The sequence below is a fragment of the Aquitalea magnusonii genome, from assembly GCF_002217795.2.
GTDB lineage: Bacteria > Pseudomonadota > Gammaproteobacteria > Burkholderiales > Chromobacteriaceae > Aquitalea > Aquitalea magnusonii_B.
The window spans coordinates 4,021,175-4,043,033 of the sequence record NZ_AP018823.1 but is presented as its reverse complement, the minus strand read 5'-3'; the positions used below and the strand labels follow the sequence as shown (position 1 = coordinate 4,043,033).

17 protein-coding genes and 1 other RNA gene are annotated in these 21,859 nt (G+C 61.7%); 17 read left to right on the top strand and 1 reads right to left on the bottom strand.

Annotation, left to right across the window (positions count from 1 at the left end; translation table 11 throughout):
• Positions 1 to 2: 2 nt before the first annotated feature.
• The 3 genes from DLM_RS18930 to DLM_RS18920 all read left to right on the top strand — a co-directional run bounded on the left by DLM_RS18930 (position 3) and on the right by DLM_RS18920 (position 3,625).
• On the top strand, positions 3 to 1,205 hold the full coding sequence (locus DLM_RS18930) for a M20 aminoacylase family protein (RefSeq protein WP_089082560.1): 1,203 nt from the start codon (positions 3 to 5) through the stop codon (positions 1,203 to 1,205).
• Positions 1,206 to 1,271: 66 nt separating this feature from the next.
• Positions 1,272 to 2,216, top strand: coding sequence for a nucleoside hydrolase (locus tag DLM_RS18925; protein WP_089082561.1), 945 nt, complete (start codon positions 1,272 to 1,274; stop codon positions 2,214 to 2,216).
• A complete protein-coding gene (locus DLM_RS18920; RefSeq protein WP_197715452.1) occupies positions 2,213 to 3,625 on the top strand; it encodes an MFS transporter in 1,413 nt (470 codons plus the stop codon). The genes DLM_RS18925 and DLM_RS18920 overlap by 4 nt, the downstream gene beginning before the upstream one ends.
• Here the strand turns inward: DLM_RS18920 and DLM_RS18915 are convergent.
• Positions 3,605 to 6,775 (bottom strand): EAL domain-containing protein, encoded by a 3,171-nt coding sequence (locus DLM_RS18915; RefSeq protein ID WP_089082562.1) that lies wholly within the window; start codon positions 6,773 to 6,775, stop codon positions 3,605 to 3,607. The genes DLM_RS18920 and DLM_RS18915 overlap by 21 nt on opposite strands.
• A gap of 107 nt (positions 6,776 to 6,882) precedes the next feature.
• Between DLM_RS18915 and rnpB the strand changes: the two genes are divergently transcribed.
• The 14 genes from rnpB to nagE all read left to right on the top strand — a co-directional run bounded on the left by rnpB (position 6,883) and on the right by nagE (position 21,686).
• Positions 6,883 to 7,245, top strand: an RNA gene (gene rnpB / locus DLM_RS18910) — RNase P RNA component class A.
• A gap of 143 nt (positions 7,246 to 7,388) precedes the next feature.
• On the top strand, positions 7,389 to 8,411 hold the full coding sequence (gene dusB / locus DLM_RS18905; protein WP_089082563.1) for a tRNA dihydrouridine synthase DusB: 1,023 nt from the start codon (positions 7,389 to 7,391) through the stop codon (positions 8,409 to 8,411).
• 87 nt (positions 8,412 to 8,498) lie between these two features.
• Positions 8,499 to 8,735, top strand: coding sequence for a helix-turn-helix domain-containing protein (locus DLM_RS18900; protein ID WP_045845804.1), 237 nt, complete (start codon positions 8,499 to 8,501; stop codon positions 8,733 to 8,735).
• A gap of 144 nt (positions 8,736 to 8,879) precedes the next feature.
• On the top strand, positions 8,880 to 10,457 hold the full coding sequence (purH, locus tag DLM_RS18895; protein WP_089082564.1) for a bifunctional phosphoribosylaminoimidazolecarboxamide formyltransferase/IMP cyclohydrolase: 1,578 nt from the start codon (positions 8,880 to 8,882) through the stop codon (positions 10,455 to 10,457).
• 75 nt (positions 10,458 to 10,532) lie between these two features.
• Positions 10,533 to 11,381 carry a hypothetical protein gene (locus tag DLM_RS18890; RefSeq protein ID WP_145985896.1) on the top strand — a complete coding sequence of 283 codons (849 nt, stop codon included), beginning with the start codon at positions 10,533 to 10,535 and terminating at the stop codon, positions 11,379 to 11,381.
• Positions 11,382 to 11,454: 73 nt separating this feature from the next.
• A complete protein-coding gene (gene purD, locus DLM_RS18885; protein WP_089082566.1) occupies positions 11,455 to 12,732 on the top strand; it encodes a phosphoribosylamine--glycine ligase in 1,278 nt (425 codons plus the stop codon).
• Positions 12,733 to 13,133: 401 nt separating this feature from the next.
• Positions 13,134 to 13,862 (top strand): substrate-binding periplasmic protein, encoded by a 729-nt coding sequence (locus tag DLM_RS18880; RefSeq protein WP_089082567.1) that lies wholly within the window; start codon positions 13,134 to 13,136, stop codon positions 13,860 to 13,862.
• Positions 13,863 to 13,942: 80 nt separating this feature from the next.
• Entirely contained in the window at positions 13,943 to 14,527 is a 585-nt protein-coding gene (locus DLM_RS18875) for an L-threonylcarbamoyladenylate synthase (protein WP_089082568.1), read from the top strand.
• Between the two features lie 37 nt (positions 14,528 to 14,564).
• Positions 14,565 to 15,224, top strand: coding sequence for a protein TolQ (gene tolQ, locus DLM_RS18870; RefSeq protein ID WP_370459711.1), 660 nt, complete (start codon positions 14,565 to 14,567; stop codon positions 15,222 to 15,224).
• A 115-nt stretch (positions 15,225 to 15,339) separates the two neighbouring features.
• On the top strand, positions 15,340 to 16,212 hold the full coding sequence (gene yedA / locus DLM_RS18865; RefSeq protein ID WP_089082570.1) for a drug/metabolite exporter YedA: 873 nt from the start codon (positions 15,340 to 15,342) through the stop codon (positions 16,210 to 16,212).
• 448 nt (positions 16,213 to 16,660) lie between these two features.
• A complete protein-coding gene (locus DLM_RS18860) occupies positions 16,661 to 17,395 on the top strand; it encodes a GntR family transcriptional regulator (protein ID WP_089082571.1) in 735 nt (244 codons plus the stop codon).
• On the top strand, positions 17,392 to 18,513 hold the full coding sequence (gene nagA, locus DLM_RS18855; RefSeq protein WP_089082572.1) for an N-acetylglucosamine-6-phosphate deacetylase: 1,122 nt from the start codon (positions 17,392 to 17,394) through the stop codon (positions 18,511 to 18,513). Before DLM_RS18860 ends, nagA begins: the two co-directional genes overlap by 4 nt.
• Positions 18,494 to 19,516: an SIS domain-containing protein gene (locus DLM_RS18850; protein ID WP_231959902.1), complete on the top strand. Its 1,023-nt coding sequence runs from the start codon at positions 18,494 to 18,496 to the stop codon at positions 19,514 to 19,516. Before nagA ends, DLM_RS18850 begins: the two co-directional genes overlap by 20 nt.
• 415 nt (positions 19,517 to 19,931) lie before the next feature.
• A complete protein-coding gene (gene nagE, locus DLM_RS18845) occupies positions 19,932 to 21,686 on the top strand; it encodes an N-acetylglucosamine-specific PTS transporter subunit IIBC (protein ID WP_197715451.1) in 1,755 nt (584 codons plus the stop codon).
• Positions 21,687 to 21,859 lie beyond the last annotated feature (173 nt).

Below are 21,859 nucleotides of genomic sequence, written 5' to 3'. Positions count from 1 at the left end.
TCATGTTCAGCCCCATCCTGCCAGGCATCCAAAGTATTGCCGATGAAATGATCACCTTGCGACGCCAGTTGCATGCCCATCCCGAATTGGGTTTCGAAGAGTTCAATACCAGCCGGCTGGTCCGGGAAAAGCTGCAGGCCTGGGGGTATGAGGTGCAGCACGGCATCGGTGGCACCGGTGTGGTTGCCAGCCTGCACTGTGGCAAGGGGCCGAGCATCGGCCTGCGCGCCGATATGGACGCCCTGCCCATCCAGGAGGAGAGCGGCCGGGCCTGGGCCAGCCAGGTGGCCGGCAAGATGCATGCCTGCGGTCATGACGGCCATACCGCCATCCTGCTGGCCGCCGCTTGCGAACTGGCTCGCCGCCGCAGCTTTGCCGGCACGCTGCACCTGTTTTTCCAACCGGCCGAGGAGGGGCATGGCGGCTCAGGTGCCAAGCGCATGCTGGACGAAGGGCTGTTCCAGCGCTTTCCTTGCGACGCCATCTTTGCCCTGCACAATATGCCGGGCATGCCGCTGGGCAGCTTTGGTTTCCGTGCCGGTCCCTTCATGGCCTCCACCGACACCATCACCATTCGTCTGCATGGCACCGGAGGTCATGGTGCCATGCCGCAGAGTGCGGTAGATCCGGTGGTGACTGCGTCTGCCCTGGTGATGGCCCTGCAAACCATTGTGTCGCGCAATGTGTCGCCGCTGGATGTGGCTGTTGTCACGGTCGGGGCCTTGCTGGCAGGTGATGCCGCCAATGTGATTCCCGCCAGCGCCGAGTTGCGGCTGACGGTGCGCGCACTGAAACCGGATATCCGCGAACTGCTGCATCTGCGTATCCGCCAACTGGCCGAACAACATGCTGCCGCCTACGGTGCCACGGCAGAGATCACCTTCGAGCATGGCTATCCGGTGCTGTTCAACGATGATGTCATCACCCGCCAGGCCAGCCTGCTGGCGCGTGAGTACCTGGGAGCGGCCAATGTGCAGGAAGACATTCCACCGCTTACCGGCAGCGAGGATTTTGCCTACTGGCTGGAGCAGGTGCCAGGCTGCTATTTCATCGTCGGCAACGGAGATGAAGAGGGTGGCTGCATGGTGCATAACCCTGGCTACGACTTCAACGACAATGCCCTGCCACTGGCGGCCAGCTACTGGGTCCGGCTGGTGGAGTATTGGCTGGCCCCGGAACATCCGCCTGCCGCCGTGGCGGGCTGATTACCTGCGCTGCGCCGGGCGCACAGGCTCCCGGCCCCCCTCTCTTCCTGTAAGCAAGGATCTCATATGGCCAGAAAGATCATTCTAGACTGCGATCCGGGACACGATGATGCCATCGCCATGCTGCTGGCGCATGGCAGCCCCGCCATCGATCTGTTGGCGATCACCACGGTAGCGGGCAACCAGACGTTGGAAAAGGTAACCCGCAACGCACTTGCCGTGGCGGACATCGCCGGTATCCAGGTGCCCATTGCCGCTGGCTGCGACCGTCCGCTGGTGCGTTCGAGCGAAATTGCGCCCTCCATCCATGGCGACAGCGGCATGGACGGCCCGCAACTGCCGCCCCCCACGCGGCAGGTCGATCCGCGGCATGCGGTGGACCTGATCATTGAACTGATCATGGCGCATCCGCCGGGAGAAATTACCCTGGTGCCCACCGCAGCCCTCACCAATATTGCGCTGGCGGTGCGCAAGGAACCGCGCATTGTCAGCCGGGTGCGCGAGGTGGTGCTGATGGGCGGCGGCTATCACACCGGCAACTGGAGTGCGGTGGCCGAGTTCAATATCAAGATTGACCCGGAAGCCGCGCACATCGTGTTCCATGCGCCATGGCCGCTCACCATGGTGGGACTGGATCTCACCCTCCAGGCGCTGGCCACGCCCGAGGTGCAGGCCGGGATTGCCGCCCTGGCAACCCGTCCGGCCCGCTTCGTGCAGGAACTGCTGCAATTCTTTGGCGAAACCTACCGCCGGGAACAGGGCTTTGCCAGCCCGCCGGTACACGACCCCTGCGCGGTGGCCTATGTAATCGACCCGCAGGTGATGACGGTGCGCAAGGTGCCACTGGATGTGGAGCTGCATGGTGCGCTGACGCTAGGCATGACGGTGGCCGATTTCCGCGCCCCGCCTCCGGCTGACTGCCATACCCAGGTGGCGGTAACGCTGGACCACGCCGCGTTCTGGCAGATGGTGCAAACTGCCTTGCGCAATATCGGGGAGGGTGGGCGATGAATAGCGCTATGCCGCATGTACCGGTTGCCAGCCTGATGACAGCCTTGCTGGCCGCCTGTGTGGCATTTCAGCTCAACGCCAGCATGCTCAGCCCGGTGCTGGTGACCATGGCCAAGGAGCTGCAGGCCAGCGATGCCGCCGTGGGCATGTCACAAACGGCATTTTTTACCGCGGCGGCGCTGTTTTCACTGTTTCTGCCCCGGCTGGGTGACATGCTGGGGCGTCGGCGGGTGTTGCTGGGCATGTTGCTGGTGATGCTGGCCGGCAGCGTGCTGGCTGCCATGGCACCGTCGGTGGCCGTACTGCAGTTGGCGCGGCTGATACAGGGCGTGTCCGGGCCTGTGGTGCCGGTGTGCCTGCTGATGTTGCACCACGCAGTACGCGACCCGCGACGCTATGGACTGCTGATGGGGGTGGTGACGGCAGTGAATGGCGGCATTGCCGGCATTGATGCCATTGCCGGCGGCTGGCTGGCCACCGCCTTCGGCTTTCGTGCCGTGTTCTGGTGCATTGCGCTGTTTGCCGCTCTGGCTTGTGTCCTGGTGGTCAGGCTGGCGCCGGAGTCCAGACCGTCTCCCCATGCCCGCATGGACTGGCCCGGTGTGGGCTGGCTGGTGTTGTCACTGGGCTGTCTGCTGTGGGCGCTGCAGTTGGCCGGCGCGGGTCGCGCTGCCAACTGGCTTGCGGTCACTTTCACCACGGTAGCCGGTTTGCTGGCGCTGGGCTTGTTCCTGTATACCGAACAGCGCAGCAGCCATCCGCTGCTGGCACTGTCCCTGTTGCGCCAACGCTGTATCTGGCCCTTGCTGCTGACCACGGTGCTGACCATGACGGGGGTGTTTGCCATCATCAATGGCCTGGTGATGGCACATGCCCAGCAGCCTGGCAGTGGTTTCGGTCTGTCTGCCGAGCAGGCGGCCTGGTACTTGCTCACCCCGTATGCCCTGGTTGGCTGGTTGGTGGGGCCGTATACCGGCCAACTGGCCCCGCGCTGGGGGTATGGCCGGGTGCTGCGGCTGGGATTGGCGGGCAGCCTGCTGGCAATCCTGCTGATGCTGACCGCGGGATTGTCCAGCCTGGCATGGATGGTGGCTGCCGCCGTGCTGGCGGGTGTGGCCTATGCCGGCACGGCCAACATCATGCTCAATGGTCTGGGGGTGGTGCTGTCACCGGAAGGCAGTCCAGGGTTGTTGCCAGGGCTGAATGCCGGTGCCTTCAACCTGGGGGCCGGGCTGAGTTTTGCCTTGCTGCCGGCCATGCAGTCGCTGCGTGACAGCCCGGCTGATGGCATGCTGCTGGGCCTGGGCATCGTGCTGCTGGCTGGCATGTGCTCACTGCTGATACCGCGTCCTGTGCAGGCTGAACGACCGGATCAGCCGCTTGCCGTGTCACAGGATGGCTGCATCTAGCTGGGCAGCCAGGCTGTCCGCACTTTGCGGCTTGCCCAGCAGATAGCCTTGAATTCCACCGCAGCCAAGTTCGCGCAGATAGTGATGCTGCGCTTCGGTTTCCACGCCTTCGGCCAGGGTGCTCATGCCGAGCGCCCGGGCCAGATGAATGATGGCAGACACAATGGCGGCATCCTCGCTGTCGCCGGGCAGTTCGCAGACAAAGGAACGGTCGATCTTGATGGTGTCCGGTGCAAAGCGTTTGAGATAGGCCAGGCTGGAGTAGCCGGTGCCGAAGTCGTCAACCGACAGCCGCACGCCCATGGCCTTGAGGATGGACAGTTGGCGGGCGGCCAGGTCGGCATCTTCCATCAGCGTGCTTTCGGTGACTTCGATTTCCAGGCAGTTGCCGGGCAGGCCGCTTTCCTCCAGTGCGGCGCGGACATCATCGATGAAGTCCATCCGCGTCAGCTGCAGTGCCGATACATTCACGGCAATTTTGGGCAGTAACAGCCCTTGCTGGCGCCAGCGGGCCATCTGCATGCAGGCCTCGCGCATCACCCAGCGTCCCAGCGGGACGATCAGGCCACTGTCTTCGGCTATCGGAATAAAGCGGGACGGCATGATCAGCCCCTCTTGCGGGTCCTGCCAGCGCAGCAGGACTTCGCAGCCGATCAGGGCGTTGCTGTTGATGTCATATTGCGGCTGGAACAGCAGGAACAGCTCGTCCTGTTCCAGCGCATGGCGCAGCCGGTTTTCCAGTTGCAGGCGGTCTGCCACCTGCGTGTTCATCTCCCGGGTGTAGAAACGGAAGGTGTTTCTGCCGTGCGCCTTGGCATGGTACATGGCCAGGTCGGCATTCATCAGCAAGGTCTGGATTTCCGTGCCGTCGTCCGGCAGCAGGCTGATGCCGATGCTGCAGCCCACCACCAGCGTAGTTCCATCCACATCGAATGGGGTTTGCATCGCGCGCAGGATGCGCTCGGCCACTTGTGCGGCCTCATCGGGTTGCGAGATGGCCGGCAGGATCAGCACAAATTCGTCGCCACCGGTACGGCCCACGGTGTCCAGCTCCCGTACTGCGCCGCACAGGCGACCGGCCACTTGCTTGAGCAACTCATCGCCCTTGTTGTGTCCCAGCGTGTCGTTGATGTTCTTGAAGTGATCCAGATCGACAAACAGCACCGCCAGCAGACCGGATTGACGTTCCGCCAGGCGGATGGCCTGCTGCAGGCGGTCGTTGACCAGAATGCGGTTGGGCAGGTCGGTCAGCGCGTCGTATTCGGCCAGGTGCTGGATGCGTGCTTCATGCTCCTTGCGCTCGGAGATGTCGGTGAAGAAGGCGACATGATGGGTGATTTGTCCGTGTTCGTCAGTCAGCACACTGATGTTCAGCCATTCGGGGAAGGCTTCGCCATTCTTGCGCCGGTTCCAGATTTCACCGGACCACTGCCCGCGTTCCTTCAGGCTGTGCCACATGCGCTGGTAGAAGTCGGCATCGTGCTGGCCTGAAGCCAGCATGGCTGGCGATCGGCCCAGCACTTCCTGTTCGCTAAAGCCGGTAATCTGGGTAAAGGCGCGGTTTACCGCCAGGATGCGGTTGTCGGCATTGCTGATCAGAATGGCTTCATTGCTGGATTCGAATACCTTGGCGGCCAGGCGTTGCTGTCGCGCTGCATGGTGGCGCTGGCTGATGTCACGGGCGGTGGCACACAGATAACGCTCGCCCTGGTAGTCCAGTCCGGTCAGGGTGACTTCCAGGTGCAGGTGGCCCTGCCTGCATTCGAGCCGGGTTTCGAAGGTGCGGGGCAGGGCTTTGCCGGCATGGGCAAATAGCTGCTGCGATAGCTGGCTGCGCAGTGCCTCGTCCTCTCCCATGCAGTCCTGTGCTGCCCGGTTGGCGTAAACCAGCACACCATCCGCGGTTTGCAGGGCAACCAGATCGGTTGCATGGTCGATCATGAAATGGCTGAGCTTCAGTTCGCGGGTGCTGGCTTCCAATTCGGCGTGACTGTGGCGCAGGTCAAGCTGGTAACGCGCAAGCAGGGCATTCATCCAGCGCACGAAAAACCAGGACAGCAGCCCGGCGCTGGCCATGGCCAGCAGTGTCATCAGTATCGTGGCGCGGATGCGGACCAAAAGTTGCCCTTCCAGTGCGCTACTGGCCTGTACGCTGCTGTCGCGGATGGACTGGATATGCATGGCCGTCACTAATGTCCAGTCCCAGCCCGGCAGTCGCCGGGCATAGGCCAGGTGGCTGACCGGCGAGCGGTTCTTGCCTGCCGGAATGCTGTATTCCATGAAACCGCCCTGGCGTCCCAGTTGCATGGCTTCCAGAACCCGTTTGCGCAGTTCCGGCGCCAAGGCCAGGTAGTGGCGGCCTTGCTCGGACGGATTGGCAGGGTATAGCTGCAGCACACCCTGATTGTCGATCACCATCAGGTCATCGTTATCCTTGTCCAGTTGCATGCTGGCCAGCAAGGCGAGTGCCCGCTGCTGTAGCGTGGCGTCCACGTTGGCAAGGTATTCACCACTGCCAATCAGCCAGCCGTACGGGGCAAACTGGCGTGCATATGCCACCTTGTCCGCCATCAGGCGGCTGCCTGGAAGATACCAGCGATAGCTGGCATAGCCTTCTTGGGTGGGGGTGCTGACCGCCTTGATCAGTGATTTCATGATGTAGCGGCCCTGATCATCCCGGTTTTCCAGCAGCGAACTGCCCTCCAGGTGGGGGGCGGTTGGCAGCAGCACACAGCGGCCATCCAGGGTGTCGACAAAGAAATAGCCACGGCCATCAAAAAAGCGCAGTGGACGCAGCGCTTCGATAATCAGGGCTTTGACCCGTGCCGGGGGCAGACGGCCGTGTTCTTGTTGCCAGATGCCGCGGGCTACCTGGTGAGCCTGATCCACCTGCTGCTTGAGTTGCTGCTGGAGGGTGTCGGTGGCGTGCGCGCGCAAGGCCAGCAAGGTTTGTACGGTGTGTTCGCTGGAGGATTGGAGATATTCCCGGGCATGGCGATAGGCGTCGCTTTCCACTTGCGCCTGGCGCGCGTGGAAGTCTTGCCAGCTGGTCAGCAGAAAATAGGCTGCCAGAGTGATGGCCAGCAGGAAGATGATGAGCAGGGTGCCAAGCAGCTGCCAGCGCGACAACCTGGCCTGGTTTCTCGCCATTGATAAACGGGTTTCACAAAAACGGTTGGCCAGTATAAACGAATCCTATCGGGCTCCTGTCAAAAAGTGCCGCAATATTGATCTGCTTCAGGTAAAATCGCCGCTTGGAAGTCAGACAGACAGTCGCCGCGCTGCTGCGCAAGCAGTGGCGGGGAGGAAAGTCCGGGCTCCGCAGAGCATGATGCCGGCTAACGGCCGGGCGCCGTGAGGCGACGGAAAGTGGAACAGAGAGCTGAACCGCCGATGGCTGACTTGTCAGCACAGGTAAGGGTGAAAAGGTGCGGTAAGAGCGCACCGCGGACGTGGCAACACGGACGGCAGGCTAAACCCCATCAGGAGCAAGACCAAATAGGGGGGCGTTAACGTGGCTCGCGTTGTCCCCGGGTAGGTTGCTTGAGACTGTCGGTAACGGCAGTACTAGAGGAATGACTGTCCAACGACAGAACCCGGCTTATCGGCTGACTTCCAATCCCCACCCCTTCGCGCAGTACCCGTCAGTACCATTTCTTCTGGCTATCGATCTTGCTCAAAAAATAAGCAAAAAGGTTTTTACTGCTTAAAAAAAAAGCATTACAATGGCCGCCCTTTTGCTTGTTTGACCGCAGAACACCTGATGCGCATTGGTCCCTACACCCTGAAAAACCGGCTGATCGTTGCCCCCATGGCGGGTGTGACGGACAGGCCGTTTCGCATGCTGTGCAAGAAAATGGGCGCAGCCATGGCGGTGTCGGAAATGATCACCTCCAACAAGTCATTGTGGGCCACGGCCAAGACGCTGCGTCGGGCCGACCACGCCGGCGAGGTGGAGCCGATTTCGGTGCAGATTGCCGGTTCGGACCCGCAGCAGATGGCGGAAGCCGCCCGCATCAATGTGGAGCAGGGCGCGCAGATCATCGACATCAATATGGGTTGTCCGGCCAAGAAGGTATGCAATGTGGCGGCCGGTTCCGCCCTGTTGCGTGACGAAGCACTGGTGGGGCGCATTCTGGAGGCGGTGGTCAAGGCGGTGGATGTGCCGGTGACGCTGAAAACCCGCACCGGCTGGAGTCCCGAGCATCGCAATGCCTTGCGCATTGCACGGCTGGCCGAGGATTGCGGCATTGCCGCGCTGGCGCTGCATGGCCGCACCCGTGAGGACATGTATCGCGGTGATGCCGAGTACGACACCATCCGCGCGGTCAAGGCCAGCATCGGCATTCCGCTGATTGCCAACGGTGACATCGACACGCCGCAAAAAGCGCAGCAGGTATTGCAGTACACCGGTGCCGACGCGGTGATGATAGGCCGGGCGGCGCAGGGGCGGCCATGGATTTTCCGCGAAATGCAGCATTACCTGGAGACCGGCCAATTGCTGCCGCCTCCCCGGGTGATGGAAATCCGCCAGCTATTGCTGGAGCATCTGGACGATCTGTATGGATTTTATGGCGAGTACTCCGGCTGCCGCATCGCGCGCAAGCACATTGCCTGGTACACCAGAGGGCTGAGGGGCTCCAATACGTTTCGCCAGGCCATGTATCAGCTGGAGGAGACTGGCCGCCAGCGGCAGGCGGTAGCCGGCTATTTCGATCAGTTGGCCGCACAGTCGGAACGACTGGAATATGAGGCCCTCCTGGCGGAGGACGCCGCTCCGGTCTAGCGGGCGGGGCGCGATATGCAGGCCTGCATGGCAAGCAAAGCAGGGTTAGCAGTGTTCACACCATATGTTGAAGACAGAACAATAAACATGCAAAACAACGAACATATTTCGCAGTCGGTGCGGCTGGCGATGGAACAATATTTCCGTGATCTGGATGGCGAAATTCCCGCCTCCATCTACGATATGGTGCTGGCCTGTGTGGAAAAACCCCTGATCGAGGTGGTGCTCACCCACACGCAGGGCAACCAGACCCGGGCGGCAGAGCTGCTCGGGCTCAATCGCAACACCCTGCGTAAAAAAATGAAGTCGTATGATTTGATATGAAGATAAACCGGCCATACCCCACACAGGATGGCCGGTTTTTTTGTGCCTGCCGGCAAGGCAGGGCAAACCGGATACGGCCTGATGCTGACATCAGGCCACAGTAAAAACAGCTTTTTCATTCATTAGCCAAGGTGGTAGAGAAACATGACCAAAATCGAACGCGCGCTGATCAGCGTCTCCGACAAGACCGGTGTTCTGGAATTTGCACAGGAACTGGCCGCACTGGGCGTGCATATCCTGTCGACCGGCGGTACCGCCAAATTGCTGGCTGACAATGGTGTGCCGGTGACCGAAGTGTCCGACTACACCGGTTTCCCGGAAATGCTGGATGGCCGCGTGAAGACCCTGCATCCCAAGGTACACGGTGGCATTCTGGGCCGTCGCGACCTGCCGGAACACGTGGCCAAGATGGCCGAATACGATATCGGCAACATCGACCTGGTATGCGTGAACCTCTACCCGTTTGAAGCCACCATCGCCAATCCGGACTGTGTGCTGGAAGACGCCATCGAAAACATCGACATCGGCGGCCCCACCATGGTGCGCTCCGCCGCCAAGAACTGGGCCCACGTTGCCATCGTCACCGACGCTGCCGACTACGCTGCGCTGACTGCCGAACTGAAGGCCAATGACGGCAAGCTGGCCAAGACCACCCGCTTTGAACTGGCCAAGAAGGCCTTCACCCACACCGCCGCTTACGACGGTGCCATCTCCAACTACCTGACCAGCCTGGCCGATGGCGTGGTAAGCGGCAAGCCCGAACGCGTGGCTTTCCCGAACCGCCTGAACGCCCAGTTCATCAAGGTGCAGGACATGCGCTACGGCGAAAACCCGCATCAGTCCGCCGCCTTCTACCGCGACCTGGACCCGGCAGCCGGTACCATCTCCGCCTACCGCCAACTGCAGGGCAAGGAACTGTCCTACAACAACATCGCGGATGCCGACGCTGCCTGGGAAGCGGTCAAGACTTTCGACCAGACCGCCTGCGTCATCGTCAAGCATGCCAACCCCTGCGGCGTGGCCGTGGCCGCTGACACCCTGAGCGCCTACAAGCTGGCCTTTGCCACCGACACCACCAGCGCCTTTGGCGGCATCATCGCCTTCAACCGCCCGGTAGATGCCGAAACCGTGGAAGCCGTGACCGGCCAGTTCCTGGAAGTGCTGATTGCCCCGTCCTTCACCGAAGAAGCCAAGGCCATCATCGCCGCCAAGAAAAACGTGCGCGTGCTGGAAATTCCGCTGGAAACCGGTGCCAACCGCTTCGAACTGAAGCGCGTGGGCGGCGGCGTGCTGGTACAAACCCCGGACATCCGCAATGTGGCGCTGGACGAACTGCGCGTGGTGACCAAGCGTCAACCCACCCCGCAGGAAATGTCCGATCTGCTGTTTGCCTGGCGCGTGGCCAAGTTCGTCAAATCCAATGCCATCGTGTTCTGCAACAACGGCCAGACCGTGGGCATTGGTGCCGGCCAGATGAGCCGCGTGGACTCCACCCGCATTGCCGCCCGCAAGGCACAGGATGCCGGCTTGAGCCTGCAAGGTGCCGTGGCCTCCAGCGATGCCTTCTTCCCCTTCCGCGACGGTATCGACGTGATTGCCGAGCAGGGCATCAAGGCCATCATCCAGCCGGGTGGCTCCATGCGTGACGAAGAAGTGTTTGCCGCGGCCGACGAGCATGGCATTGCCATGGTGCTGACCGGCGTGCGTCACTTCCGTCACTAAGCGCGGACTGCCTCCCCGTGCAGGCTGCATCGGGGAGGTGCGCAGCACCTTGCTTGGCTGCCCGCCGGAGAAACCGTGAACAAGACCAACAGGATGATGCTGCTGATTGTGCTGATCGTCGGCCTTGCCGCTGGTGTGTACTGGCTGGAGGCCCCGGCACCCGCACCGGCCACTCCGGCACCGCAGGCCGCGGCTCCAGATCTTAAGCGGCTGGCCGAGCAGGCCGTGGCGGTATACCGCAGCGCGCAGAACATGCAAGCCGGGGCCAAGCCCGGACAATGGAAACTGGACGCCAAGGCCAGCAACAGCCCAGGGCCATTTGTCGGTGCCTTCGGCCCCTTGCAACTGGCCCGGGACGGCCAGGGCCGTCAGTTGTTGCTGACCACCTTTGTGGCAGATACCGCAGACTCGGCCGGTGAGGGCATGGACAGTTTTGCCGCCTCCGGCATCAGCCGCCTGCTGCTGTTTGTATTGCAGAACGGCCAGTATGTGCTGCAAAGCGAAAAACAGTTGGAAATGGGTACCAATGGCATGGCGGCGGCAGCCCGTGTGGTGCAACTGGGGCCGCAACAATGGGGCTGGGTGTTGCAAAGCGGCTATGTGCAGCAAGGCTATACCGCCAGCACGGTGGAATTTTTCCATGCCACCGGCAGCGATATCCGCAGCATGGGGCATCTGACCGAGCAGGCTGACAACAAGGGCGTGTGCGGTGATGCCGGCGGTGATGGCTGCCCGGCGGTGACCGATGTGCAAGCCCGCTGGCAGTGGCTTCCAGTTGCAGGCCCTGATGCGCGCTTTTATCCGCTGGATGTGCAATGGCAAGGGCTGATCGACGGCAAGAAAATCAGCCAGCACGCGCAGTTGCTTCCCGATGCAGGCAGCGGGATTTATCCGTTCCCTGCCAATCTGAATGTACAATTCTGAGCGCAGCCCGACAGGGTCTGTCGCTCCATGACGGCAGCCACATGCTGCCGCTAACGATGAAGGATCTCGCAAGATGAAAGTGTTGGTAATCGGTTCCGGTGGCCGCGAACACGCACTGGCGTGGCGTATTGCCAAGTCCAATCGCGTCTCCAAGGTATTTGTGGCACCGGGCAATGCCGGTACCGCGCTGGACCCCAATCTCACCAATGTCGAGCTGAGCGGCAACGAGGCGCTGGTCGACTTTGCCCGTCGTGAAGACATCCAGCTGACCGTGGTCGGCCCGGAAGCCCCGCTGGCTGCCGGTGTGGTAGATGCCTTCCGTGCTGCCGGGCTGAAAATCTTCGGCCCCACCCAGTACTGTGCCCAGCTGGAAAGCTCCAAGGATTTCGCCAAGGCCTTCATGCAGCGCCATGGCATTCCGACGGCGGGCTACCAGACCTTTACCGATGCGGCTGAAGCCCATGCCTATGTGGCTGGCAAGGGCGCGCCCATCGTGATCAAGGCCGATGGCCTGGCTGCGGGCAAGGGCGTGGTGGTGGCACTGACGCTGGACGAAGCCCATGCCGCCATCGACGACATGCTGGTGGGCAACAAGATGGGCAGCGCCGGTGCGCGCGTGGTGATCGAAGACTTCCTGCAAGGCGAAGAGGCCAGCTTCATCGTGATGGTGGATGGCGACCACGTATTGCCGATGGCCACCAGCCAGGACCACAAACGCCTGCTGGACAACGACCTGGGCCCCAATACCGGCGGCATGGGCGCGTACAGCCCGGCACCGGTGGTCACCCCGCAGGTGCATAACCGCGTGATGCGCGAAATCATCCTGCCCACCGTGCAAGGCATGAAAAAGGACGGCCACAGCTACACCGGCTTCCTGTATGCCGGTTTGATGATCGACCATGACGGCAACCCGTTTACCATCGAATTCAACTGCCGCTTTGGCGACCCGGAAACCCAGCCCATCATGGCGCGTCTGAAGTCGGACTTCACCGTACTGCTGGAAGCCGGTGTCAACGGCAAGCTGGATCAGGTGGAAGCCGAATGGGACCGCCGCGTGGCGCTGGGCGTGGTGCTGGCTGCCGCCGGCTACCCGGATGCCCCGCGCAAGGGCGACGTCATTACCGGCCTGCCGGCGGAAACCGAGGACAGCATGGTGTTCCATGCCGGCACGGCGTTCAACGACAGCAAGCAGGTAGTCAGCAATGGCGGCCGCGTGCTGTGCGCGGTAGGCCTGGGCGACAGCGTGAAGATGGCGCAGCAAAAAGCTTATGCGGTGGCGGATGCCATCCATTTTGCTGGCAGCCAACTGCGCCGCGATATCGGCAGCAAGGCGATCAACCGCGCCAAATAAGCGGTGGCGGCGCAACAGCATGCAACGGCACCCTGGTGGTGCCGTTTTTCTTTATCTGTTTTTGATGTTTTGCCCGGCCATTTCTATGCGATTTTGACTGACAGAGCACTACATTCTGCTTATCAGGCATTGATCAGCAGGAGTCCGCCATGTTTGCATCGGCCCCCAAACCCTCGCCTCTGCCACGCAGGGTGCAGTCCCTGTTGCGCCATGCCCGCCGTTGCTGCTGCCGGGTGAGCTACTGGCTGCGCCAGTTTCGCAGCCCGGTTCAGGTATCGCGTTGTTGTGCCTGGCGACCCTTGCCGCCGACATCGGCTGCGCCGCAAAGTCCTGAGCTACATGGCAGGCCGCCGCTGGCTTGACTAGACTGCACATGTCGATGTCTGCAAGGAGTGGCCACCATGTTGATTCGTCAACTCCTTGCCAGCGCACTATTGACTGCCAGTCTTGCCGCCCAGGCCGCTCCGCCACTCAGGGTGCTGACCGAGGACTACCCGCCCTTCAATATGCTGGGCAGCGGTGGCCGTATCAGTGGCTTGTCCACCGAGATTGTGCAGGAGCTGTTCAAGCGCGCTGGCAGCAATTACACCATCGAGCTGCTGCCGTGGATTCGTGCCTTCAACCTTACCGTGCTGGAAGCCAATACCTGTCTGTACTCCACCACCCGCACCGATGCCCGTGAGCATCAGTTCAAGTGGATAGGCCCGCTGGTGGAGAATCCTTGGGTACTCTATGCCCGCACCGATAATCGCAATGCCGTGCTGTCGCTGGAGGAAATCCGGCGTTTCAAGATAGGCGGCTACAGCGGTGATGCTGTCTCGCAATACCTGATCGACCGGGGTTTTGAGGTGGATCTGGCCAGTACCGATCAGCTTAACGTGAAAAAGCTGCTGGCCGGGCGCATTGATTACTGGGCCACCGGCAAGTATCTGGGGGCATCCTTGCTGGCTCGGGAGAAAGTCAGCCAGTTACGACCGGTGTTGACGTTCAACACCACCTTGCTATACCTCGCCTGCAACCCGGCCATCCCTGACAGCCAGGTGTTGCAGTTGAATGAATTGCTGCGTGGCATGCAGCGTGATGGCACGCTGGCGCGCATCAATGCCAAATATCTTAACCAGAAAGAGTGAACCGACTGCAGATCGCGGTTTCATCCGGTGCTGCGCTGCCGCTACAATGGCAGCTTCGCTTCAACTCCTTGCCAATCTGCATGCCGTCTTCCTGCTTGTCCTCGCCATACCGTCTGCCCAAGGCAGGCCTGCTGACGCAGGCGCGCGCGCGTTTGCACGCGGGCGGGGTGATTGCCTATTCCACCGAATCCTGCTTCGGGCTGGGGTGCCTGCCGACTGATGTGCGGGCCATCCGGCGGGTGCTGGCCATCAAGGCAAGGCCGAATCACAAGGGCTTGATCGTGATAGCCGCCGACGTTGCCCAGATCCGTCATCTGGTACAGCCGCTTTCCGCCGCACAATGGGCGGAACTTGCCACTTACTGGCCCGGTCCCTATACCTTTTTGCTGCCGGCCTCGCGCAAGGTGGCACCTGCCCTGCGTGGCAGGCATGACAAGATCGCCGTGCGCATTACCGCCCATGGCGAAGCCGCCGCCCTGTGCCGGGCTGTGGGCAGTGCCTTGGTGTCAACCTCTGCCAACCGGGCGGGCCAGCGTGCGTTAAAGACAGCACGGGCCTGCCGAATGGCGTTTGGCAGCGCGGTACTGACCCTGCCGGGGCGGATAGGCAAACGCAGGAAACCTTCCACCATCATTGATTTCACCAGCGGCCGCGTGTTGCGCTAGGCCGCTTTAATTCAGACAAGGAAACATCGTGCAGCAGATTTCCATTTTCAGCCTGGTGATGAATGCCAGTCTGGTGGTCCAACTGGTTATGGCTGGTCTGGCCCTGGTATCGGTGCTGTCATGGGCGCTGATTTTCAACAAGATTGCGGTATTGCGTGCCGCTCGTCGCCACAGCGACGAGTTCGAGCGCAATTTCTGGAGCGGGGCCGACCTGAACCGGCTGTATGAAGACGCCAACCGCCGCAACGACAGCGTGGGCATGGAACGCATTTTCCAGTCCGGCTTTGCCGAATTCCTCAAGCTGCGTGGCCGCAGCGGTGCCGAGCTGTCCGACATCATGGATGGTTCGCGCCGCGCCATGCGCGCGGCCGCCCAGCGCGAGCTGGATGCGCTGGACAGCCATACCTCTTTCCTGGCCACGGTCGGTTCGGTCAGCCCCTATATCGGCCTGTTCGGCACGGTGTGGGGCATCATGCATGCCTTTATCGGGCTGGGAAATGTGGGGCAGGCTACCTTGTCCACCGTGGCACCCGGCATTGCCGAAGCGCTGGTGGCCACCGCCATCGGCCTGTTTGCCGCCATTCCGGCGGTGGTGGCATACAACCGCTTTGCCACCGATGTGGACCGTCTGGCCACCCGCTTCGATACCTATATGGAAGAGTTTTCCAACATCCTGCAACGGCTGGCCACCCGCTAGTGCAGCGTGGTGAGTGCCGGGATTGTTCTGCTGACAGAACAGAGCTTTCCTGGTACTCGCTTGAGTTTTTTGTGGACCGAAGGCAAGGTATCCGGCCAGCCTCTCCGAGTCCGCCATGTCCGCCCGTCCCGCCTCGCTGTCCTTGCTGACCCTGTCAGCCTTCTTTGCCCTGTATGTGATCTGGGGCTCAACCTATTTCTTCATACGCATCGGTATTGAATCCTGGCCGCCTTTCATGATGGCCGGTTTGCGCTTTCTGTTTGCCGGCAGCGTGATGCTGGCTTTCCTGCTGCTGCGCGGCCATCGCCTGCCCAGCCGGCAGGAATTGCGTGGTGCAGCCATTTTGGGTGTGCTGATGCCGGCCATCGGCAATGGCTTTGTCACCCTGGCGGAAAAACAGGTGTCCTCCGGAGTGGCGGCGCTGGTGGTGGCCACCGTGCCCTTGTTCACCGTGCTGTTTGGCCGCTTCTGTTTTGGCCTGCGTGCGCGTGGCCGTGAATGGGCGGGCATCGCGCTGGGCATGTTGGGCATGCTGGTGTTGAACCTGGGTTCCAATTTGCGTGCCAGCCCGATGGGGGCGTTCTGGTTGCTGTTCGCCTCGGCCGGTTGGGCGCTGGGCTCGGCCTGGAGCCGGGTGATTGTTCAGCCCAAGGGGCCGATGGGCAGTGCCTGGATGATGATTTTTGGCGGTCTTGCCTTGTTGCTGGGCAGTGCCGCCACTGGAGAGCAATTGACGGCAACACCGTCATGGCAAGGCTGGGCTGCTATTGCCTACCTGTCGGTGTTCGGTTCCATGGTGGCCTACAGTGCTTATCTACACCTGCTGAAAACCGTGTCGCCGGCCGCCGCCACCAGCTATGCCTATGTCAATCCCATCATCGCCGTCCTGCTGGGCATGTTGTTGCTGGGTGAGCATGTCGGTCAGCAGGAAGTGCTGGCCATGGTGATCATCCTCTCCGGCGTGGTCCTGATCAGCTGGCGCAAATAAGCCGCCAACCATCGTATTCCTGCATCACCACAGGGGCCGCCAGCGGCCCCTGTTGCATTGTGTTGGCAGCACTGTGGTTTTCTGGCGACGTTGTTGTAATTGGCCTGCAGTCGGCGGTATGACTGTCTGCTGCTCGCTGCCTGTGTGGTCGCTCATGACATATTTACAAGGCTGCATACGTTTTAGTCACGAGAAACGCCCACTTCAATACCACTTTGTGCGTCTTTTCATTTCCTCAGCAGCCTTGTCCTGGCCCTCTGTGCTGTCTGGCTCTCTGTATTTCCTGTATTCCAGTCGCGTCACTTCCTGTCATTAGGCAGGTATATCGTGCAATTGGTATTGACGTGGTATCTAAGTGGTATTAATTTTTGCAGGTGAATCACTGGCTTGTCCGGGTAGGCGGTGCGATATTTGCCCTGTTATCAACCAGACCAATTGCAGACCGCTTATGGAAAACCGCTGGAGCGCACTCAAGCCGGAAGGGGAGTCCACCACACCGCTGTATTTGCAGCTTGCCCGCAAACTGGCCGAAGCCATCAATGCCGGCTGGTGGCAGGCAGATGAAGCCCTGCCTTCGGAACGCACCTTCTCCGAAGAGCTGGGTATCTCGCGGGTGACGGCGCGCAAGGCGATGGACGTGTTGCTGGAGCAGGGCTTGATCCGGCGCCGGCATGGTTCCGGCACCTTCATCACGCCAAGGCTGGAACAGCCCTTGTCACGGCTGGTGGGTTTTACCGAGCAATTGCGCCAGCGTGGCTTTGAACCTTCCTCGGTATGGCTGGAGCGTGGCATTCATCCGCCCAGCAATGAGGAGGTGATCAAATTGGGCTTGTCTCCCACCTCGCAGGTGGCGCGGCTCAAGCGCCAGCGCCTGGCGGATGGTGTAGTGATGGCGATTGAGATGACCACAATGCCAGTAGCCGTTTTGCCAGAGCCACATAAAGTGGGCAACTCGCTGTATGCCTACCTGGACGGTGCCGGTCATGCTGTGGTGCGCGCCTTGCAGCATATCCGCGCGGTGAATGCCTCGGCAGAGATTGCGGCGCTGGCCGGCATCCGGCAGGGCGAGGCGATGTTGCTGATCACCCGTATCGGCTTCAATGCCGATAACCAGGCGATAGAGCTGACCGATACCTATTGCCGTAATGACTATTACGACTTTGTAGCTGAACTGAGACGATGACGACACAACATGTACTGCAGGGCCGCATCCTGACTGCCGATGGCTGGCGGGATGGCAGGCTGGAAACCGGGCCGGATGGCCGTATTGCCGCCCTTGACGGCAAACTGCCGGGCAGCGCCCCGGCGACACGCTACATCCTGCCCGGCTTTATCGACCTGCACGTACATGGCGGTGGCGGGGTGGACATCATGGAGGGCGGCCAGGCGGCCGAGTCGGTGGCGCGGCTGCATGCCCGCCACGGCACCACCGCCATGCTGGCCACCACCATGACCGCCCCCATGGCCGAGATAGAAAGCGTGCTGGCCGCGCTGGGGCCGTCTTGCCGCCAGCGCGCCAGTGGCAGTGCCCGCCTGCTGGGTGTGCACCTGGAAGGCCCGTATATCAACCCCGGCAAGCTGGGCGCGCAGCCGGACGATGCCTGCCAGGCCGTGCTGTCGCAAATCGAAAGACTGGCTCAATTGGCCCCGATTGCGCTGTTGACACTGGCCCCGGAAATTCCCGGCCACATGGACATCATCCGCGCCTTGAGCGATGCCGGCATCCGGGTGCAAATCGGCCACACCCTGGGCAGTTATGAGGATGGCGTGCAGGCCTTGCAGCAAGGTGCTGCCGGCTTTACCCATTTATTCAATGCCATGACCGGCCTGCATCACCGCGAGCCGGGCATGGTGGGCGCGGCACTGGCCCATGCGGAATACGCCGAGCTGATTCCCGATTTGCTGCATGTGCATCCCGGTGCCATCCGCACCGCCTTGCGCGCCATCCCGCGCCTGTACTGCGTGACCGACTCCACCGCCGCGGCGGGCATGCCGGATGGTGAATACAAATTGGGCTCGCATACCGTACACAAATGTCTGGGCGGGGTGCGGCTGGCCGACGGCACGCTGGCCGGCAGCACACTGACCATGGATCAGGCCTTGCGCAATCTGGTGTCCATCGGCCTGCCGCTGGCCGAAGCCTCGCACCGGCTGTCGCTGTACCCGGCCGATTATCTGGGCCATGCCGATCGTGGCCGGCTGCAGCCGGGAGCCTGGGCCGATGTGCTGGTGCTGGATGAAGCCTTGAATTTGCTGGATGTCTATCTGGAAGGGGAACACCTTGTCGTCTCTGATGTATGAAGAAGCCCTGTCCGCCGCAGATGCCGTGGCCGCCCAACACATGTATGCGGACGAAGGCCTGGCGGTGCTGGGCCGCGAACTGGCCGGTGCGCCGCCCACACTGGCGCTGACGGTGGCGCGTGGCAGTTCGGACCACGCCGCCAGCTATTTTGCCTATCTGGCCATGCAGCGCCTGGGCGTGCCGGTGGTGTCCCTGCCCATGTCGCTGGTCACCCTGCACCACGCCCCGCTGGTGGTAAAGGGACAACTGGCGGTTGCCCTGTCCCAATCCGGCCAAAGCCCGGACCTGATCGACACCATGAGCCGCCTGGCTGCTGCCGGTGCGCGCACGGTGGCCCTGGTCAACAAGCATGAATCGCCGCTGGCGGCAGCGTGTGAATGGTCGTTGCCGCTGTGCGCCGGTGAAGAAAAAAGCGTGGCGGCCACCAAGAGCTATATCGCCTCGCTCTCCGCCGTGGCCCGGCTGGTGGCGCACTGGCAGGGCGATGCCGCGCTGCTGCAGGCGCTGGACCAGTTGCCCGCCCAGTTGCAACAAGCCTGCCGCCAGGACTGGAGCGCAGCCATTCCGGTGCTAAGCCAGGCCGAACGCATCATGGTGGTGGGGCGCGGGCTGGGTTTTGCCGTGGCGCTGGAAGCGGCGCTCAAGTTCAAGGAAACCTGTGCCATCCAGGCCGAGGCGTTCTCCGGTGCAGAAATCAAGCATGGCCCGATGGCTCTGATCGACGAAGGCTATCCGCTGCTGGTGTTTGCGCCGCGTGGCCCGGAACAACAAGGCCTGATTGATCTGGCTGCGGAAATGCGCGGCCGTGGCGCACGGGTATTGCTGGCGGCTCCGGATACGGTGCCCAGCCGCGACCTGACGCTGAGCGTGGCCGACGATGCAGCGCTAGACCCCTTGCTGGCCATCCAGAGCTTCTACCTGATGGCGGCGCAGCTATCCGAAGCACGTGGCCTCAATCCGGATACCCCGCGTCATTTGTCCAAGGTTACCCGCACGCATTGAGCGCTGCCCTGAACCCGGTCACCACCCGGTGGCCTGTTGCCAAACCGTTACGGCTTGTCGCCGTGCCAGGTGCCATCCGGGCCGTCAGGCGGCCCGGCGGTACCGGCATGGACTGAGCCGCAGGAGTCCCGCCACCCCATCGGCCACTCCTGACCCGACAGGAGGTGTCCGATGTTGTCCCGTCTTTCCCGTGCAGGCCCGGCATCCATGGTGCCGCCCCCCATGTCTGCACATCGTCATTGGCCGATAACGGCCACCAGCCTGGTTTTTCCGCTTGTCCGATGGCAGTCATGCGCGCAGCCAGGCAGGCATGATCACGAAACACCCTATCCTGTGCCGCCAGCTTTGCTGGCGACTGCAGCGCAGATAAGACGGAATGGCAACTGACCATTCCACATTAAAAGGAGGCGTTGAGGTGAGTACACAAAACAAGTTTGCCGGCATCCAGCAACTGGGCCGGGCATTGATGCTGCCGATTGCGGTATTGCCGGTGGCCGGTCTGCTACTGCGGCTGGGACAGCCCGATCTCTTGAATATCAAGGTGATGGCGCAGGCCGGGGATGCCATTTTCGGTAATCTGGCGCTGATTTTTGCCATTGGCGTGGCGGTGGGCTTTGCGCGTGACAACAACGGCGCGGCGGGCCTGGCGGGGGCCATCGGCTACATGGTGCTGACCGCCGTGCTGAAAGTGATGCCGGAAACATTGCTGGGTTACGGTGCTTTCAAAGCGCTGGTGCATCTTGACCCTGCGGGCAAACCATTCGCCATCAATATGGGGGTGCTGGCCGGGATCTTGTCCGGCCTGATTGCCGGGGTGCTGTACAACCGTTACAAGGACATCAAGCTGCCCACCTACCTGGCCTTCTTCGGCGGGCGGCGTTTTGTGCCGATTGCCACCGGTTTTGCCATGCTGCTGCTGGGGGTGGTGCTGGGCCTGGCCTGGCCGCCAGTGCAAAACGGCATTGATGCTGTCGGCAAATGGCTGATCGGCGTGGGCGAAATCGGGCTGTTCATCTATGGCGTGCTCAACCGCCTGCTTGTCGTCACCGGCCTGCACCACATTCTCAATACCATTGTCTGGTTCCAGGTAGGCGACTTCACCAACGAGGCCGGCAAGCTGGTGCATGGCGACCTGACCCGCTTCTTTGCCGGGGATAAAACCGCTGGCATGTTCATGAGCGGCTTTTTCCCGGTCATGATGTTTGGCCTGCCAGCGGCCTGCCTGGCGATGTACCGCGCGGCCAAGCCGGAAAACAAGGCCGCCGTGGGCGGGGTGCTGTTTTCCATGGCGCTGACCGCCTTCCTGACCGGGGTGACCGAGCCGGTCGAGTTTGCCTTCATGTTCCTCGCCCCGGTGTTGTATGCCATTCATGCGGTACTCACCGGCATTGCCATGGCCTTGATGTATGCGCTGGGCGTGCATCTGGGCTTTGGCTTCTCCGCCGGCCTGTTCGATTACCTGCTTAACTTTGGCATTGCGCAGAAACCGCTGTTGCTGCTGCCGGTGGGCTTGCTGTATTTCGTCATCTATTACGGCCTGTTCAGTTTCTTCATCCGGAAATTCGATTTGCAGACCATGGGACGTGAAGCGGTACAACAGGTTGCCGTGGTGGCGACGGAAGGTTCTTCCCGTGCCCATGGCTTCATCCTGGCCCTGGGCGGGGCAGCCAATCTGAAGTCGGTGGATGCCTGCACCACGCGCTTGCGCTTGCAGGTGGCCGACAATGACAAAGTGGACGAAGCCGCACTCAAGGCATTGGGTTCGCGCGGGCTGATCAAACCGGCGGCCGGCAGTGTGCAGGTGGTGCTGGGACCGGAGGCCGACCTTGTCTCCGATGAAATCCGTACCGCCTTGCAGCAAGGCGAGCTGGCCAGCAGCCGTGGCGCGCAACAGCCGTCCCGTTCGCCGGCTGCAGGGAGGCAAGATCTTGTGGTGACGGATGGTGCGCGCGATACCTGGCTGCAGGCACTGGGCGGACCGACTAATGTGATACAGGTGGGTGCGGTAGCTGGCAGCCGTCTGCGCGTGGAAGTGTGTGATGCCACGCTGGTGGATACCGCTGCCTTGCAGTCGCTGGGGGCGCGTGGTGTCACCACCTTCTCTGCCACGCTGCTGCATGTGATGCTGGCAGAAGACCCTGCTCCTTTGGCCAGTTTGCTACAGCGGTAAAACCACATTGGCACTACACGGCGGCGAGCCTTGTCAGGTAAGGATTTCGCCGCATTGTTGGTAACCCGCACACTACTTTTGTAGTCACTTGCTTACAGGGCAAAAGGAGCAGAAATTGATTGGCGCAGGGCACCAGATGACCTTGCACCATTACCAAATTAGGAGGATGCATC

Coding starts and splice junctions, on each gene's coding strand:
- DLM_RS18915 (WP_089082562.1), bottom strand. CDS start 6,775: ATGGCGAGAAACCAGGCCAGGTTGTCGCGCTGGCAGCTGCTTGGCACC.
- DLM_RS18920 (WP_197715452.1), top strand. CDS start 2,213: ATGAATAGCGCTATGCCGCATGTACCGGTTGCCAGCCTGATGACAGCC.
- dusB (WP_089082563.1), top strand. CDS start 7,389: ATGCGCATTGGTCCCTACACCCTGAAAAACCGGCTGATCGTTGCCCCC.
- DLM_RS18930 (WP_089082560.1), top strand. CDS start 3: ATGTTCAGCCCCATCCTGCCAGGCATCCAAAGTATTGCCGATGAAATG.
- DLM_RS18875 (WP_089082568.1), top strand. CDS start 13,943: ATGCCGTCTTCCTGCTTGTCCTCGCCATACCGTCTGCCCAAGGCAGGC.
- purH (WP_089082564.1), top strand. CDS start 8,880: ATGACCAAAATCGAACGCGCGCTGATCAGCGTCTCCGACAAGACCGGT.
- DLM_RS18900 (WP_045845804.1), top strand. CDS start 8,499: ATGCAAAACAACGAACATATTTCGCAGTCGGTGCGGCTGGCGATGGAA.
- nagA (WP_089082572.1), top strand. CDS start 17,392: ATGACGACACAACATGTACTGCAGGGCCGCATCCTGACTGCCGATGGC.
- DLM_RS18880 (WP_089082567.1), top strand. CDS start 13,134: ATGTTGATTCGTCAACTCCTTGCCAGCGCACTATTGACTGCCAGTCTT.
- DLM_RS18925 (WP_089082561.1), top strand. CDS start 1,272: ATGGCCAGAAAGATCATTCTAGACTGCGATCCGGGACACGATGATGCC.
- yedA (WP_089082570.1), top strand. CDS start 15,340: ATGTCCGCCCGTCCCGCCTCGCTGTCCTTGCTGACCCTGTCAGCCTTC.
- DLM_RS18860 (WP_089082571.1), top strand. CDS start 16,661: ATGGAAAACCGCTGGAGCGCACTCAAGCCGGAAGGGGAGTCCACCACA.
- purD (WP_089082566.1), top strand. CDS start 11,455: ATGAAAGTGTTGGTAATCGGTTCCGGTGGCCGCGAACACGCACTGGCG.